This is a genomic window from Solwaraspora sp. WMMB335, from assembly GCF_049179075.1.
Classification (GTDB): domain Bacteria; phylum Actinomycetota; class Actinomycetes; order Mycobacteriales; family Micromonosporaceae; genus Micromonospora_E.
Genome location: NZ_JBMHMF010000001.1, coordinates 2,595,226 through 2,611,347, shown reverse-complemented (window position 1 = coordinate 2,611,347; position 16,122 = coordinate 2,595,226). Strand labels below are relative to the sequence as shown.

Genomic DNA, 16,122 nt, shown 5'->3' with positions numbered 1-16,122 from the left:
CGGATTGCGAGTAATCTCGGAATCACCAGCATCTGCGGGTGGCCAGCCCAAAAGGGCATTGGTATCGGGCGGAGTGTCGGATCGGCGCTGGTCGACACCTGTTCGACTACCGTCCGGTAACCGCGGCCGCCTGGTCACTCGTCACTTCGTCCAGTCCTTCCGGGTCAGCCAGGAGATCCAGGACCAGCGCCGCGGTCCAACTGAAGGCGGCCGATCCCACCCCGTCGCCGGTCACCGGATGGAAATACTCGTAGTAACCGGATCGGCGGACCAGATCCAACATCGCAGTACGGAGTTGCGCGGCCTGTGCGGGCCGGCCATGGTCGCGAAGCCCACGGCAGAGCAGCCAGTTGATGTTGATCCAGACCGGGCCACGCCAGTACCGCACCGGGTCGAAGTCGTCCGCCGTACGGTCGTAGCTCGCCACCGGCATCGCGGCCGAGATCCCGAACCGGGCGGACTCGGCCATCGCCATCAGCGCCGCTGCCCGCGGTGCCGGAAGATCGGGCAGGATCAGCGGCACAAGTCCGCTGACGCAGCGCGCCGGGCTCAGCCGCCCGGTGCGTACGTCCAAGGCGTGGTACATGCCGGTCTGCGGATTCCACAGCCGTTCGTCGATCGCCTGGGTGATCCGCCGGGCCCGTGCCAGGTGCGGTCCCGGATCGACGCCGATCACCGTGGCGATCGCGGCCAGTGCCCGCTCGGCGGCGCTGAGCAGCGCGTTGAACGTCGGGCACTCGACCACGAAGTCGTGCCGTCCGGGGAGGTCGTCGTCGCGGTAACCGCCGTCGCGGTAGGCCAGTGCCAACGCGACGAACCGGGCGTAGTCCTCGTCGGTCGGCCGGTGGGCCACCGCGGCGACGCGGTTGTCGTGGCGTTGCCGGCCGGCGAGCACGCCCAGGTCGGCCGGTACGGCGGACAGGGCTGCGTCCCAGGCCGGGCTGTTGTCCAGTCCGGACTCCCACGGGTGCACGATGCTGGCCAGCCCACCGCGGCCCGCGTCACGGCAGGTCAGCAGGTAGTCCTGGGCGGCGACCAACCGGGGGTAGAACCAGCGCAGCTCGGCCAGCGACCGGTCGTCCGGCGACCGGCGGTAGATCTCCCAGACGGCGATCGCGTGCGCGGGCGGTTGGACGATCCCGGTTCCGTCCGAATGCCCTGGCCGCAACCGTGGCACCTGCCAGAAAGTCGGGCCGGGAAAGTAGTCGCGTTCGGCGACGTTGGGATCGAAGACGATGTGCGGCACCCGACCGTCGGGCCACTGGGCGAGAAACAGGCTGCGCAGGTCCTGCCAGGCCCGCTGCGGGTTGACCCGGGCCAGACCGATGCTGATGAAGGCCGCGTCCCAGCTCCACTGGTGCGGGTAGAGAGTACGCGAGGGCACCGTGTGGTTGTGGGACCAGTTGGCGTCGAGCACCGCGCGGGCCATGTGCCACAGGTCGTCGAGCGTCTGGCCGGTGACCGAGTCGGCCGGGTAGCCGGCGTCGAGAGCGGCTGGTCGGGTCGTTAGCGTAGGCGGTGTCCCGGTGGTCGTCGGGCCTGCGGCCGGCGCTGCCGCAGTCGTGGTGGAGGCGTCCAGCGTTTCCGTGGCAGTGGTGGTGCCGATGTTGCTCATATTCCCGTCCTGTTGATCTCTGACCTGGTCAGCTGACCAGGTCAGAACCACCCCGATGATGGTTTGGTAACGACGAATGTACGCGCGGTGAACAGCATGTGCCCTCGGCTCCCCGGGTGGCAACCAGTGTCAGCAACCGGACGATGCATCGTCCGGCTAGGCATAGCCGCAGGTCGTGGAGGGTAGGTGCCGGACATGGCAGGGTACGCAGAGCAGCTAGTGGTACCCCTCACTTCTGAGGTCGAGATGCCGTTGCTGGGTTTTGGCACCTGGCGGGCCACCGGCGAATCCGGCTATCGGGCGATGCGCGTCGCCCTTGACGCTGGGTACCGGCACGTGGACACCGCAACGATGTACGGCAACGAGGCGCAGGTGGGCAGGGCGATCAGGGACAGCGGTGTCCCGCGCGAAGACATCTTCGTCACCACCAAGCTACCGCCCGAGCGGGCCGGCCGCGAGCCGGAAACCATGGCCGCGAGTCTGGCCGCGCTCGGCACCGACTACGTCGATCTCTGGCTGGTGCACTGGCCACCGTACGGTGGCGACCCCGGTCTGCCGACATGGCGGGAATTCATCGCCCAGCGGGACAAGGGGGCGGCCCGTGCCATCGGGGTCAGCAACTACGGCGTCGGCCAGATCGACGAGTTGGCCGACGCGACCGGAGTGACCCCTGTGGTCAATCAAGTGCCCTGGGCGCCGGGTCGGCACGATCGGCGCAGCCTGGACGAACACCGGGCCCGGGGGATCGTGGTCGAGGGGTACAGCCCGTTCAAGAACACCGATCTCGACGATCCGACGCTGCTGCGGATCGCCCGGGCGCATCAGGTCACCGCCGCGCAGGTGGTGTTGCGCTGGCACGTCCAGCACGGGATCGTGGTAATCCCAAAGTCGGTCACACCTCAGCGGATCACGACAAATGCTGACATCTTTAGTTTCGAGCTGAGTCCGGAGGAGATGGCGGCAATTGACGCCTAGCCCGCGCCCAGACCGCGCCCAGCCCGGTGCTCCTGGGCCCGATCCTGGGCCTGCCGACCCGCTCGACGACGACGGCGGGCGAGCAGGTCGGCAGACCGTCGTGACTGGATCAGGCGGTGACGCAGGACGTGCCGTTGAGGGTGAAGCTGGTCGGTGAGGAGTACGACCCGCTGTAGGTCGCCTGGTAGCCGAAGGACACGGTGCCGTTGGGCGCGATGGTCCCGTTCCAACCCACGTCGCGGGCGGTCACCGAGGAGCCGCTCTGCGACACGGTGGCGTTCCACGAGTTGCTGATGGTCTGACCCGCCGGCAACTGGTACGCCAGCGTCCAGCCGTTGATCGTGCTGTTACCGGTGTTGCTGATCCGTACGTCGACGGTGTATCCGTTGTTCCACGTGTTCGGGGTGTAGCCGACCCGGCAGCCGACACCGGCCGGCGGTGGGGTGGTCGGTGGCGCCGTGGTCGGCGGCGCCGTGGTCGGCGGCGCGGTGGTCGGTGGCGTGCCGCCGGTGTTGACTGCCGCCGAGAAGGTGTTCACCCCGGCACCGGTACCGCCGTTCCACGGCTCGAAGCCGGCCTGGATGCTGGTCAGGTACCAGGAGTTGGTGATCTGGCCACGGGCCCGTACGTCGTCGATGAAGTCCAGCACGTCAAAGTTCCAGCTGGTGATCGAGGACTGGGCGAGGTACGACACGACGTTGTTGGCGCCGTTGCCGCCCGTCCAGACCTGCCAACTGCGACCGCCGACGGTGGCCGTGCCGACCGGCGAACCGATGGGCTGGATCGAGCCCTGCCGGTGGAACCAGATCATGATCTCCATCTGGTTGACACCGTTGGTCCGTGGCGTCGGGTCGAGCCAGATGTCGTACGAGGCGTTGTACGTCCCGCTGCTCACGTACGTGTAGTCGATGCTGCTCGGCGCGCTGCTGATCCGGCTGACCTGGATCGGCAGGTTGGTGCCCGGGGAACAGTTGGTGTAATGGCAGCCGTAGAAGACCGACGGGTACGAAACGGGTGCTCCGTTGGTCGGCGAACTGCCCTGTTGCGCGGTGATCGAAAAGCCGGTGCTGGTCACGTTGATGCACTGCTGGGCGGTGGTTCCCCAGCGGTTGTTCTGCACCACGTAACGGCCCTGGATCGTGGTGGTGCCGTACTGCTCGCAGATCACCGTGTCAGCCTGGGCGGGCGTGGCGGCGATCACGGCGACAAGGCTACCGGTGAGCAGCAGGCCGGCTGCTGCGGCGGCGCGGATCGGGCGTCTCATCGTGCTCCTTGGTTGTCTGTCCGTGGGGTGGGGTAGGTACCGAACTAACGTCGCGGGAGCGCTCCCATAGACGCTAGGGCACATTCACACACCTGAAAAGAGCCGGCAACACGTAGCCGGAAATCGATGCCAGATATAGATCGATAGCGATCTGCTTGGCTGGTCGGAAGCTGTTCGTGTGGTGGGACGGCGTTTTCCTGCCGGTCCGGCCGTCGCAGCGTTGCGTTGCCCGATCAGGTCGTGATCAGGCTGCGGGCGGCCCGGACCTGGTCGGCGGCGGCCCGCAGCGCGTCGGCCACGCTCGCCTCGCCGGCCGCGTCGACCCGGGCGGCCGGGATGGACAGGCTGATCGCGTCGGTGGCCGGGTGGTGCAGCGGCATCGCCATCGCCAGGCACACGATGCCCTCGGTGTTCTCCTCGCGGTCGACGGCGTAACCACGTTCCCGGATGGTGGCGAGCTCGGCGTGCAACGCCGCCGGCTCGACGATCGTGCGCCTGGTCAACCGGTGCAACGGCCAGGTGAGCAGGCGGTCGACCAGGTCGTCGGGATGCTCGGCGAGCAGTACCTTGCCGAGCGCGGTGGCGTGCGCGGGCAACTGGCGGCCGATCGCGCTGTACAGCCGCAACGGATGGACCGACTCGCGTTTGGCCAGGTAGACCACGTGCGCTCCGTCGAGGCGCCCGAGATGGACGGTCTCCCCGAACCTCCCGGCCAACCCGTCGAGGATCCCGTCGAGCAGGCTCACCGCGTCGTCCGCCGCCAGATAGGCGGCGCCGACCTGCAGAGCGCGTACGCCGAGGCCGAATCGGGTGCCGGTGCCGTCGGTCTCCACCCAGCCGCGCTGCACCATCGTGCGCAGGATGCCGTGCAGGCTGCTCTTGGGAATCCGCAGGGTCCGGGCGAGTTCGCCGAGGGAGCGCCGCTCGGGTGTGGCGGCCAGGGCCTCCAGCACCTCAAGTGTCCGGCCGGCCGACTTGACCGGCTGGAACCCCTCGTTCGCCGCCATGGCGGTCACTCTAGCCAGAACGACGGGTTGGTTGACAGGGTCGGCGCGCAGAGTAGGGTCAGATACGTGACCAATGTTCATGATGGTGAACAGAAGTTCGGCGGCGACGTCGTCTCGGTGATCGGTGCCGGGCGGATCCTGCCGGTTGTCGTGCTGTCCGATCCGGCCGGCGCGCAGCCGTTGGCCGCCGCGCTGGCCGACGGTGGTCTGCGGACCGCCGAGGTGACCTTCCGGACCGCGGCGGCCGCCGACGCCATCGCCGCGATGGCACGACACCCGCAGATGCTCGTCGGGGCCGGCACCGTCCTCACCGTCGAGCAGGTCGACCGCGCGGTGCAGGCCGGCGCGCGGTTCGTGGTCAGCCCCGGCTTCGGTCCGGCGGTGGTACGCCGATGCCAGGAACTCGATGTACCGGTGTTTCCGGGCGTCTCCAGCGCGACCGAGATCCAGATGGCGCTCGACGCCGGTCTGGACACGGTCAAGTTCTTCCCGGCCGAGCAACTCGGCGGCATCGGCATGGTCGCCGCCCTCGCCGCGCCGTTCCGGTCGGTACGGTTCATCCCGACCGGCGGAGTGAACACCGCCAACGTCGCCGGTTACCTGGCCCATCCGGCCGTGCTCGCCGTCGGTGGCACGTGGATGGTCGCCCCCACACTGCTGGACGCCGGCGACTGGGCCGAGGTGACCCGGCTGACCGCCGCTGCGGTCGCCGCCGCCCGCGGCGAAAGAGTGATCAGCGGCTGAGCCGTTCCATGGCCGCTGCCGTGACGTCAACGACGATCCGCATCTTTCCCATCCAGGAGACGAGGACATGTCGGAAGCCCACCCTGTAACGCCGCTGCGCCCGAGGGCAGCGCAACAGTGTCGCTACGACCTGGTGTCGCTCGGGGAGGTCATGCTGCGGCTGGATCCGGGAGAGGGGCGGGTGCGTACCACCCGTACCTTCCGGGCCTGGGAAGGTGGCGGCGAGTACAACGTCGCGCGTGGCCTGCGCCGGTGCTTCGGACTGCGTACCGCCGTGGTCACCGCGTTCGCCGACAACGAGGTCGGACGCCTGCTGGAGGATCTGATCCTGCAGGGCGGGGTGGACACCTCGTTCGTCCGCTGGATGCCCTACGACGGCATCGGGCGCTCCGTACGCAACGGTCTCAACTTCACCGAGCGTGGCTTCGGTGTCCGTGGTGCGGTCGGCACCTCGGACCGTGGCCACACCGCGGCCAGTCAGTTGCGTCCCGACGACGTCGACTGGGACCACCTGTTCGGCACCCTGGGGGTGCGCTGGCTGCACACCGGTGGCATCTACGCCGCGCTGTCGCGGACCACGCCGGACACCATCGAGGCGGCGATGGCCGCCGCCCGCCGGCACGGCACGGTGATCTCGTACGACCTCAACTACCGCCCCAGCCTGTGGAAGGCGGTCGGCGGGCAGGCCCGCGCCCAGGAGGTCAACCGACGGCTGGCCGGGTACGTCGACGTCATGATCGGCAACGAGGAGGACTTCACCGCCAGTCTCGGCTTCGCCGTGCCGGACACCGACGACAGTCTGACCGAGCTCGAAGTGGCGAACTTCCAGCGCATGATCACCGAGGTGTCCCGGGCGTACCCCCATTTCAAGGTCGTCGCGACCACGCTGCGTACTGTGCGGACCGCCACGGTGAACGACTGGGGGGCGATCGCCTGGTCGTCCGCGACCGGTTTCGTGACGGCCACCCACCGGCCGGGCCTGGAGATCATGGACCGGGTGGGCGGCGGGGACAGCTTCGCCTCCGGGCTGCTCTACGGCCTGCTGGAGTTCGGCGACCTGGCACTCGCGGTCGAGTACGGTGCCGCGCACGGCGCGTTGGCCATGACGACTCCGGGCGACACCTCCATGGCCAGCCGCAAGGAGGTCGAGTCGCTGGTGGCCGGTGGCGGCGCGCGCGTGCAACGCTGAGTCGCGTACGCGGACCTGCGTGGAGTTGGTGGCTGCCACGGGCACTGTTGACCCGTTAAGATTTCCACGAGTGGATGTTGCCATCGTGGTCCCGAGTCGACGGTTCGCGCCCGCTGGGCGCAAGTCGGGCGATTTAACCAGATTGTCATGGGCACCATAACCGCAAGATCTGCGCGAAATAAGAGGGTGGGATGGGCCTACCGCCGACAGTGTTGCCGGCAGTAGTCTCTTGGCTTCAATGAGTGTCTATTCCCCCGGAGGCGGCGCGGACTATGGCTCAAGCACCCGTGCGCGTGCTCGTCGTCGGCGCCAGCGTTGCCGGATTGGCGCTGGCCCGCGCGCTGCGGTTGGCTGGCCTACGGCCAGTGGTGGTGGAGAAGCTCGCACCGTCGGTTGTGGCTGGTGCCGGCATCTTTCTGCCGGGCAACGCGATTCGGGCCCTGCGGGACCTCGGCCTGGACAATCCGCTGCGTCCGCTCGGCGCGGTGATCCGCAGACAGCGCTACTTCGACTCGGCCGGCGACCCACTGTGCGGCGTCGATCTCGAACAGCTGTGGCACGGTGTCGGTGAGTGCCGAGCGTTGCCCCGGGCCGACCTGCATCGGGTGCTGCTCACCGGAGCCGGCGGCGAAGTGCGGCACAACACCGAGGTGTGCGACCTGGAGATGGACGACGAGACCACCAAGGTCGCCTTCGGCGACGGTTCGTACGCCGAGTACGACCTGGTCGTCGGTGCCGACGGACGCCGGTCGACGGTACGTCGACTGGCCGGGCTGGGCGGCGCGGCGCACCCGGTCGGGACGATCGCGTACCGCAGCGTGATCACCGGCGGTCCGCAGATCGACGAGTGGACCGCGCTGCTCGGCCAACGGTCGGGAATCGTTCTGATGCCGATGGGCTACGGCCGGCTCTACTGTTATGCCGACGAGCCGCTGCCGACCGGGTCCACGCCGCCGGCCGACCCGCTGGCCCGGGTACGCGAAATCTTCGGCGGGTACGGCGGACCGGTGCCGGCCGTGCTCGACGCCATGGAAGGGGTGCAGGTCGCCGTCACCGACGAGGTGGAGGTGCCGAGTTGGTCCCGGGGCGCCGTGGTGCTCGTCGGGGACGCGGCACACGCCACCTCGCCGACGCTGTCGCAAGGAGCGGCCATGGCGTTCGAGGACGCCCTGGTGCTCGCCGAGATGCTGCGCACCCGCCCGTCCGTGGCCGAGGCGCTCGTCGGGTACGAGAGCCGGCGTCGTCCCCGTACCCAGTGGGTGCTGGACCGGACCCGCGACCGTGACCGGACCCGAGACGTCGCGCCCGGTCTGCGCGATCCGCAGCTGCGCGACAAGGGCGCCCGGATCTTCCAGGAGCACTACCGGCTGCTGACCGACCCGGCCTGAGCGCCGCCGGCCGGTCCGGGGCGTCGCTGGTCGACCGGAACCGGGCCTGCGGTGTGACCAGCCGGTGCGTCCCGGTACCCGGCGTGCGGACCGGGGACGAGCGGGGACTATCCTCGCCTGCGAGGCACGGCCGGCAGACCAGCAGCGCGGTGCCGCGGCATAGACGAGAACCGGAGGCCATTCGTGACCACCGTCGCACCGAAGCCGATCGCCACCCGGCCCTTCCCGGTCCGGGAGCCGATCCGGGGTTCGGCCATGGCACGGCTGCTGCGCACCACCGACGCGAAGCAGATCGGGATCATGTACATGGTCACCGCCTTCGTGTTCTTCATGCTCGGCGGCCTGATGGCGTTGATCATGCGGGCCGAACTGGCCCGGCCCGGAATGCAGTTTCTCTCACCGGAGCAGTACAACCAGCTGTTCACCATGCACGGCACGGTCATGCTGCTGTTCTTCGCAACGCCGATCGTGTTCGCGTTCGCCAACTACATTACGCCGATCCAGATCGGCGCGCCGGATGTTTCGTTTCCCCGGCTGAACAGCTTCGCGTACTGGTTGTACCTGTTCGGCGGCACGCTGACGATGGGCGGATTCCTCACTCCGGGTGGGGCGGCGGACTTCGGTTGGTTCGCCTACACCCCGCTGAGCAGCGTCGAACACTCGCCCGGCGTCGGCGCCAACATGTGGATCGTCGGGTTGGCGATCTCCGGCCTCGGCACCATCCTCGGCGCGGTCAACATGATCACCACGATCCTGACCCTGCGCGCCCCCGGCATGACGATGTTCCGGATGCCGATCTTCACCTGGAACATCCTGATCACCAGCCTGTTGGTGATCATGGTCTTCCCGTTGCTGGCCGCCGCGTTGTTCGCGCTCGCCGCCGACCGGATGCTCGGCGCGCACGTGTACGCCCCGGAGACCGGCGGACCGCTGCTGTGGCAGCACCTGTTCTGGTTCTTCGGCCACCCCGAGGTGTACATCATCGCGCTGCCGTTCTTCGGCATCATCAGCGAGATCATCCCGGTCTTCTCCCGTAAGCCGATCTTCGGCTACAAGGGGCTGGTCGCCGCGACGATCGCGATCGCGGCGCTGTCGATGAGTGTCTGGGCACACCACATGTTCGCCACCGGGGCGGTGCTGCTGCCGTTCTTCAGCTTCCTGAGCTTCCTGATCGCCGTGCCGACCGGCATGAAGTTCTTCAACTGGATCGGCACCATGTGGCGTGGCCAGATCAGCTTCGAGAACCCGATGCTCTGGGCGATCGGTTTCCTGGTGACCTTCCTCTTCGGCGGCCTGTCGGGGGTGCTGCTGGCCAGCCCACCGCTGGACTTCCACGTCTCCGACTCGTACTTCGTGGTGGCGCACTTCCACTACGTACTCTTCGGCACCATCGTCTTCGCGGTGTTCGCCGGGATCTACTTTTGGTTCCCGAAGTTCACCGGGCGGATGCTCGACGAGCGGCTCGGCCGGGTGCACTTCTGGCTCACCTTCATCGGTTTCCACACCACCTTCCTGGTGCAGCACTGGCTCGGCACCGAGGGCTTCCCCCGCCGGTACGCCGACTACCTGCCCACCGACGGCTTCACCACGCTGAACACGATCTCCACCGTCGGCTCGTTCATCACCGGCGTGTCGACGCTGCCGTTCCTCTACAACGTGTGGAAGTCGTACAAGGCCGGTCCGCTGGTCGAGGTGGACGACCCGTGGGGGCACGGCAACTCGCTCGAGTGGGCCACCAGCTGCCCACCACCGCTGCGTAACTTCGACCGGATGCCGCGGATCAGATCCGAGCGGCCGGCGTTCGATCTCAAGTTCCCCGAGCTGGCCGCCGGCCACCAGTCCGTGGCCGGCCCGCCGGAGGGCGGTGCCAAGCCGTTGACCAGCGAGTCCGATGGCGGTACCAGTTACCAGGAAGACACCGCCGCCAACATCAACTGACTCGGCGTCCCCTGGCCCGGCCACAACATCCCGACGATCTTGGATTTATCGAGACGACATGCCCGTTGTGTCGTTCGACAAGCCCAAGATCGTCGGGGTCTGGTAGGCCAGCACGGGTAACGCCACCAACAGGCCGACCGTGCCGATCGCGACGAACGCCCACGCCGGATCGGCGACGTCGGCGACCGCGCCGGCGAGCGGAGCGCCCACCGCCATCCCGACGGTCATCGCCGAGCCGTGCAGCCCCATCGCCTCACCGCGTACCGCCGCCGGTGCCAGCCGGCTGACCGCGTCCGCCGTCGCCGCTATCGTCGGCGCGCAGAGCATCCCGGCGGGCAGCAGCGCCAGCCCGAGCAGCCACCACGTGCCGCCGCCGACGCCGACCGGGATGGTGGCCACCGCGAGCAGCATCATCAAGCCGACCGGCGGTAGCGTCCGGCGGGTCGCGCCGTAGGCGAACCCGCCGGCCAGTGAGTACGCCCCCCAGGCCACCAGGACCACGCCGGTGTACGCCAGCTGTCCGCTCTCCCGCAGCGTGGCGACGAGTGCCACGTCGGTGCCACCGAGGACCAGCGTCGCGGCACCGCCGGCCGCGAACACCCCGAGCAACCGCGGCGTGAGCCATTGTCGCCGCGGGACGCGCACCCCGGCCTGCGGCGGGGTCTCGTGCAGTGCCCGGATCGGCGGGTTGACGGCGAACAGCAGCAGACCGGCCCCGACCAGGCCGGCACCGACCATGAGAATCGCGGCCCGGGCGGACACGGCGGTGGCCAGCCCGACGGCCAGCGCCGGCCCGATCATGAAGGAGACCTCGACGGACATCGAGTCCAGCGCGTACGCCGGCCGTCGTTGCTCGGGCGGCACGAGGGCGGCCAGTGACTGGCGGATCACCGAGAAGACCGGCAGCGTCAGCAGGCCGCCGACGACCGCCGCCACCAGCAGCCCAGGGTAGGGCAGGGCCTGGGCGCAACCCCAGAACGCCGCCTGTGCGCAGACCGATCCGGCCAGCACCGGCCGCAATCCGTGCCGGTCGATCAACCGTCCGAGCAGCGGCGCACCGATCGCGCCACCGACGGTCAACGCGGTGCCGACCAGACCGGCGGCGGCGTAGCCCCGCCTGAGCTCCAGCACCACGTACAGGGTGAGTGCCACCCCGGCGGCCGTGTTCGGAATCCGCGCCAGGATCGACACGGCGAGCAGGCGCAGGACACCGGGCAGGGCGAGTGCCTGTCGGTAAGGGGCCATTCTCATCGCGGTCGCTACCTCCGGCGGGCATCATCCCCGCCGGGTACGACATCGCGCCATCGGATTGCGGGTAGGTGATTCCGCCCCGGGTGGCAGGAGCGGGAACGTCAGGCGCGCAGGACGGGCTCGCCACTGAGCGTGACTCCGGCCGTACGCAGCTTGTCCAGCGCGACCTCGGTGGTGGCCGGGTCGACACCGGCGGTCAGGTCGAGCAGGACCGTCGTGTCGAAACCGGCCCGGGCGGCGTCCAGCGCGGTCGCCCGTACGCAGTGGTCGGTGGCGATGCCGACGATGTCCACGCCGGTGATGCCACGTTCGCGCAGCCAGCCGGCCAGGTCCGCGCCGTCGTCGGTGCGACCCTCGAATCCGGAGTACGCGGCGGCGTACCGACCCTTGTGGAAAACCGCTTCGACGGCGCCGGTGTCGAGATCGGGGTGGAAGTCGGCGCCGCCGGTGCCGACCACGCAGTGCGGCGGCCAGGAGTCGACGAAGTCCGGCTGGTCGGCGAAGTGCGCGCCGGGGTCGATGTGGTAGTCCTTGGTGGCCACCACGTGCTGCCAGCGCTGCGCGGGCGCCTGCGCGACGGTGCGGGAGATCGCCGCCGCCACGCCGGCGCCGCCGCCGACCGCGAGCGAGCCACCCTCGCAGAAGTCGTTCTGTACGTCGACGATGATCAACGCGCGGTGCATCGGTCTCTCCTTCCGGTGCCGGTGCCGGTCGGTTCCGGACGTCTGGTTGCGACGTGCCGGCCGCTACTCCGCCGGCACGATGGTGACCGGGATCGCCGGATCGCCGGCCGACAGTTTCAGCCCTTCCCACGGTATCGAGATCAGGCAGCGGCGCAGATGCTCGCGGGAGTCCGCCAGGGTCGGTACGTCCAACAGCTCACCGGCGGCGACGAAGGACCGTTGCAGCACCCGGTCGCCGTTGACCCGGTCCGGCACCCCCTGGGAGACGACGATCTCCTCGGTCGCGGTGCCGGTCGGCTTGTGCCGGCGTACCGCCACTTTGCGCCCGCCCACGGTGGCCTTGTTCTCCGAGCGCTTGACCACCGGGCGCCCGTCGACCTCGACCAGCTTGTAGACCAGCCCGGCGGTCGGGGCGCCGGAGCCGGTGACGACGGCGGTGCCTGCCCCGTACATGTCCACCGGCTCGGCGGCGAGGGCGGCGATCGCGTACTCGTCGAGGTCGCCCGAAACGATGATCTTGGTTTCGGTCGCGCCGAGCGAGTCCAGCAGCTCCCGGGACTGCTGGGCCAGCACCGACAGGTCACCGGAGTCGATGCGGATGGCCCGCAGGTCCGGGCCGGCGACCGCGATCGCGTTGCGGATGCCGTCGCTGATGCTGTAGGTGTCGACCAGCAACGTGGTGTCGCTGCCCAGCGCGGCCACCTGGGAGGCGAACGCGGTCCGTTCGTCGTCGTGCAGCAGCGTGAACGCGTGCGCCGAGGTGCCCGCGGTCGGGATGCCGTGCCGGGCACCGGCCGCCAGGTTCGAGGTCGCGGCGAAACCAGCCAGGTACGCGGCCCGGGCCGAGGCGACCGCGGCCTGCTCGTGGGTGCGTCGTGAACCCATCTCGATCACCGGCCGGCCGCGGGCGGCGGTCACCGCCCGGGCCGCCGCGGCCGCGATCGCGCAGTCATGGTTGAGCACCGACAGCACCAGCGTCTCCAGCAGGACGCACTCGGCGAAGGTGCCGGACACGGTGAGGATCGGCGAGTTGGGGAAGAACAGCTCCCCCTCGGCGTACCCGTCGATGTCGCCGGTGAACCGGTAGTCGGCCAGCCACTTCGCGGTGGTGGCGTCGACCACACCCCGGTCCCGCAGGTAACCGATGGTGTCCGGATCGAACTGGAAGTCACGGATCAGCTCGACCAGGCGCCCGATGCCGGCGACCACGCCGTAACGCCGCCCGGTCGGCAGTCGGCGGGCGAAGACCTCGAACACGCAGTGCCGGTGCGCACTGCCATCGGCCAACGCGGCAGTGAGCATGGTCAGCTCGTAGTGGTCGGTCAGCAGCGCGGGGCTCTGGCTGGTCACCCGGCTACTGTACGGCTGGCGGCGGCAGCGCCCGCAACGCGCTGGCGAGCTCCGTGCGGCTGGTCACGCCCAGCTTGCCGTACGCCCGCTGCAGATGGTTCTCCACCGTGCGGGGGGACAGGAACAACCGTTCGGCGATGTCCTTGCTGGCCACCCCGGCCGCCGCCAGCCGGGCCACCTGGTTCTCCCGATCGGTGAGCCGGGGCTGGCCGGCCAGCAGCGCCGGCGTATGCACCTCGGCGCAATGCTGCATCAGCTCGCCGAGCAGCACGTTCGCCTGTCCGACCAGGGGCGCGCGGGCCACCCGGGACCGGTGCACCGCCATCGCCGCCGACTCGGCCGCGAACAGGTACAACCCCAGTTCGGCGAACCCGTTGGCGGCGCGCATCAGTTCGCCGTACGGGCCGCCGCTGGCGCCGCGGGCCTGGCGCAGGACGAGGGCGGGCAGTGGGCCCTCGACCTGCCCGACCAGTTCGGCGAGCCGGTCGGCGGCCAGCTCGGCCCGGTCGAGGCGGACCAGGTCGTGCAACACCAGCAACTCGTGCCCGGCGAAACCGTCCGCCCGCAGCCTGCTGGCCAGCTCCAGCAGCATGGCGACGGCACCGGCCTGATCGCCCTCGGCCACCGCCACCCAGCACCTGGCCTGCTCCCGCCACGGATACAGGATCGCCATGCCGGGTGCCTGGGCACGGTCGGAGTCGGTCATCGCAACCCGGGCCTCCACAGGCTCGTTGCGCAGGGCCGCGGCGTACGCGCGTTCGGCGTGTGCCAGGCCGGCGAACACCCGGCCGGAGGCGAGGACGGCGCAGGCCTGCCGGCTGTGCCGGACCGCCTCGTCGAGCCGGCCACGCAGCCGGGCGGCTTGCGCCCGGATCACCGACAGGTAGCCCGAGCCCAGCCGGAAGTCCCCGGCATCGGCCAGGTCGGCGAACTCCTCGGCGACGATCGCGTCGATGCCGGCCAGGTCGCCGGCGAGCACCAGCCGGGTGCCGCGGGCCAGCTCCAGGGCCAGCTGCAGGTACGGCAGTTCGGCCCGCCAGCGGGTGGCGTCGGCCTCCACCCGGGTGATCGCCCGGGTGGAGCCGGTGAAGTCGCCCTGCGCGGCCTGCAGGTGGGCGATCGTGCACTGCGCGAGGCCATGGGCAGCGGGGCTGGCGACCGGCCGGTCCAGTACCGACCTGGCCAGGCGCAGCGCCGCGTCGCATTCCAGCCGGTGCAGCCGCATGATCGCCTCGAACGAGTTGACCCGGACCCGGGCGGCGGGGTCGGGCAGCTGCTCGGCGCCCGCCGCCAGCTCCTCTACGGTGGACTCCTGCCCGAGCCCCCAGTAGGCGACCAGGCCGAACACCATCAGCCAGTGACTGCGCCGCTCGTCAGTGGTGATCTCGTCGCGGACCGACTCGATGATCACCAGTGCCCGCTCGGGCTCGTCGCGGAACATCAGGATGGTGGCCATCAGCTCGGCCGCCGCGAAACCGCCGCCGACGGCCAGCGCCCGCGCGGCCAGCCGGTCGGCCAGCGGGATGTCGTAGCCGGCGAACGCCTGCGCGGCGGCAGTGAGCAGCACGGCCGGATCGTCGGCGGTGTCCGACTCCAGCCGCCACACCGCGACCCGCAGCAGATCGTCTCGGCGGCGGGCCCCGGCCCGCTCGACCAGCGTGGCGAGCTGGGCCTGCAGCCGCTGGGCCCGGGTCACCGGACAGCGGCGGCGTACCACCTCGCCGTACAGCGGGTGTGCCAGGTGCACGTCGTGCCGCCGGTCGTCGACCACCACCCGGATCAGGCCGCGTTCCTCGGCGGTCTCCACATCGTCCGGACGAGTGGTACGTAGCAGCAGACGCAGGCCGATCGGCTGGCCGAACGCGACGAGTTCGACGACCGCCCGGACCTGCGGGCTGAGCGCGCCGATGCGGGTGTCGATCAGATCGGTCAGGCTGGGGGCGAGTTCCAACCGGCCGGTCCACCGCCAGACCCCGTACGCCTGGGTCAGTTCGTGTCCGGACTGGGCGGCGATGACGAGCTCCCGCAGCAGCAGCGGGTTGCCTTCGGACAGTCGCCACAGCCGCTCGGCGGACGGCGGATCGAGCGGCCCGCCCAGCATCTCGGTCAGCAGCCCAGCCGTGTCCGGCACGCTCAGCGGGCGCAGCTCCTCGTGTTCGACCAGGTCATCGGCCCACAACGCGCGTACCGGTAGGGGCACCGGCTCCCCGCTGCGCAGGGTACCGAGCACAGTGGCCCGACCGGAGCGGGCGATCAGATTGGTGACCGCGGCCGAGGACGGGTCGAGCAGGTGCGCGTCGTCGATGGCGAGCACGATCGGCCGTCCGGCAGCCCGCTGGCGCAGCGACTCGACCGCCCACCGCAGCAGTGCGGACGGTGACAGTCCGGGCGGTTGTTCCGCCGGCAGGACCTGGGCGAGCCCGGCGAACGGCAGCCCGGCGGCGCTGATACTGCCCGAGGCGAACCAGACGGCGTACGTCTCCGTCGGCAGCCGGTCGACGACTTCGCGCAGCAGCCTACTCTTGCCGATACCGGCCGAGCCGCTGAGGATCAGGCCGCGTCCGCCGCCGGTGGCCGCGGCGGACAGCCGATCGAGCTCCTCGGCCCGTCCCACAAAGCTCCACAGGCTCATGGCAGGGCAGCATATAGAACCATCGCCCAGCGACCTGGCCCGGTGACGGAGCGCATTTGAGTATCGAGTGTTTGATCAGTTGAGTA

At 69.9% G+C, this 16,122-nt stretch carries 12 protein-coding genes; 5 read left to right on the top strand and 7 right to left on the bottom strand.

Translation table 11 applies throughout. The features are described 5' to 3' along the window. Window positions 1–106: 106 nt before the first annotated feature. A complete protein-coding gene (locus ACN27F_RS11060) occupies window positions 107–1,615 on the bottom strand; it encodes an MGH1-like glycoside hydrolase domain-containing protein (RefSeq protein WP_421433178.1) in 1,509 nt (502 codons plus the stop codon). Between the two features lie 195 nt (window positions 1,616–1,810). Between ACN27F_RS11060 and ACN27F_RS11055 the strand changes: the two genes are divergently transcribed. Further along, the gene (locus ACN27F_RS11055) at window positions 1,811–2,590 is read left to right on the top strand and encodes an aldo/keto reductase (protein ID WP_421433176.1); all 780 of its coding nucleotides are present in this window, start codon (window positions 1,811–1,813) and stop codon (window positions 2,588–2,590) included. Between the two features lie 109 nt (window positions 2,591–2,699). Here the strand turns inward: ACN27F_RS11055 and ACN27F_RS11050 are convergent, their stop codons facing one another. Together ACN27F_RS11050 and ACN27F_RS11045 are read right to left on the bottom strand one after the other, a co-directional pair. Next, window positions 2,700–3,854 (bottom strand): GH12 family glycosyl hydrolase domain-containing protein, encoded by a 1,155-nt coding sequence (locus tag ACN27F_RS11050; RefSeq protein WP_421433174.1) that lies wholly within the window; start codon window positions 3,852–3,854, stop codon window positions 2,700–2,702. A 233-nt stretch (window positions 3,855–4,087) separates the two neighbouring features. Further along, window positions 4,088–4,861 carry an IclR family transcriptional regulator gene (locus ACN27F_RS11045; protein WP_421433172.1) on the bottom strand — a complete coding sequence of 258 codons (774 nt, stop codon included), beginning with the start codon at window positions 4,859–4,861 and terminating at the stop codon, window positions 4,088–4,090. Window positions 4,862–4,927: 66 nt separating this feature from the next. On the opposite strand from ACN27F_RS11045, the gene eda reads away from it, so the two are divergent. From eda to ctaD, 4 genes are all read left to right on the top strand, one after another. Next, the gene (gene eda, locus ACN27F_RS11040) at window positions 4,928–5,605 is read left to right on the top strand and encodes a bifunctional 4-hydroxy-2-oxoglutarate aldolase/2-dehydro-3-deoxy-phosphogluconate aldolase (protein ID WP_421433170.1); all 678 of its coding nucleotides are present in this window, start codon (window positions 4,928–4,930) and stop codon (window positions 5,603–5,605) included. A 67-nt stretch (window positions 5,606–5,672) separates the two neighbouring features. Then, window positions 5,673–6,794, top strand: coding sequence for a sugar kinase (locus ACN27F_RS11035; RefSeq protein ID WP_421433168.1), 1,122 nt, complete (start codon window positions 5,673–5,675; stop codon window positions 6,792–6,794). Window positions 6,795–7,066: 272 nt separating this feature from the next. After that, window positions 7,067–8,182 (top strand): FAD-dependent monooxygenase, encoded by a 1,116-nt coding sequence (locus ACN27F_RS11030; protein WP_421433167.1) that lies wholly within the window; start codon window positions 7,067–7,069, stop codon window positions 8,180–8,182. A 183-nt stretch (window positions 8,183–8,365) separates the two neighbouring features. After that, window positions 8,366–10,120 (top strand): cytochrome c oxidase subunit I, encoded by a 1,755-nt coding sequence (ctaD, locus tag ACN27F_RS11025; RefSeq protein WP_421433165.1) that lies wholly within the window; start codon window positions 8,366–8,368, stop codon window positions 10,118–10,120. A gap of 45 nt (window positions 10,121–10,165) precedes the next feature. Here ctaD and ACN27F_RS11020 read toward each other — a convergent pair whose 3' ends face one another. The 4 genes from ACN27F_RS11020 to ACN27F_RS11005 all read right to left on the bottom strand — a co-directional run bounded on the left by ACN27F_RS11020 (window position 10,166) and on the right by ACN27F_RS11005 (window position 16,036). Beyond that, a complete protein-coding gene (locus ACN27F_RS11020; RefSeq protein WP_421433163.1) occupies window positions 10,166–11,371 on the bottom strand; it encodes an MFS transporter in 1,206 nt (401 codons plus the stop codon). A gap of 101 nt (window positions 11,372–11,472) precedes the next feature. Then, window positions 11,473–12,054 (bottom strand): isochorismatase family protein, encoded by a 582-nt coding sequence (locus ACN27F_RS11015; protein ID WP_421433161.1) that lies wholly within the window; start codon window positions 12,052–12,054, stop codon window positions 11,473–11,475. A gap of 63 nt (window positions 12,055–12,117) precedes the next feature. Beyond that, entirely contained in the window at window positions 12,118–13,404 is a 1,287-nt protein-coding gene (locus ACN27F_RS11010; RefSeq protein WP_421433159.1) for a nicotinate phosphoribosyltransferase, read from the bottom strand. A 4-nt stretch (window positions 13,405–13,408) separates the two neighbouring features. Continuing rightward, window positions 13,409–16,036, bottom strand: a complete 2,628-nt coding sequence (locus ACN27F_RS11005; protein WP_421433157.1) for a LuxR C-terminal-related transcriptional regulator — start codon at window positions 16,034–16,036, stop codon at window positions 13,409–13,411. Between the last annotated feature and the right edge of the window lie 86 nt (window positions 16,037–16,122).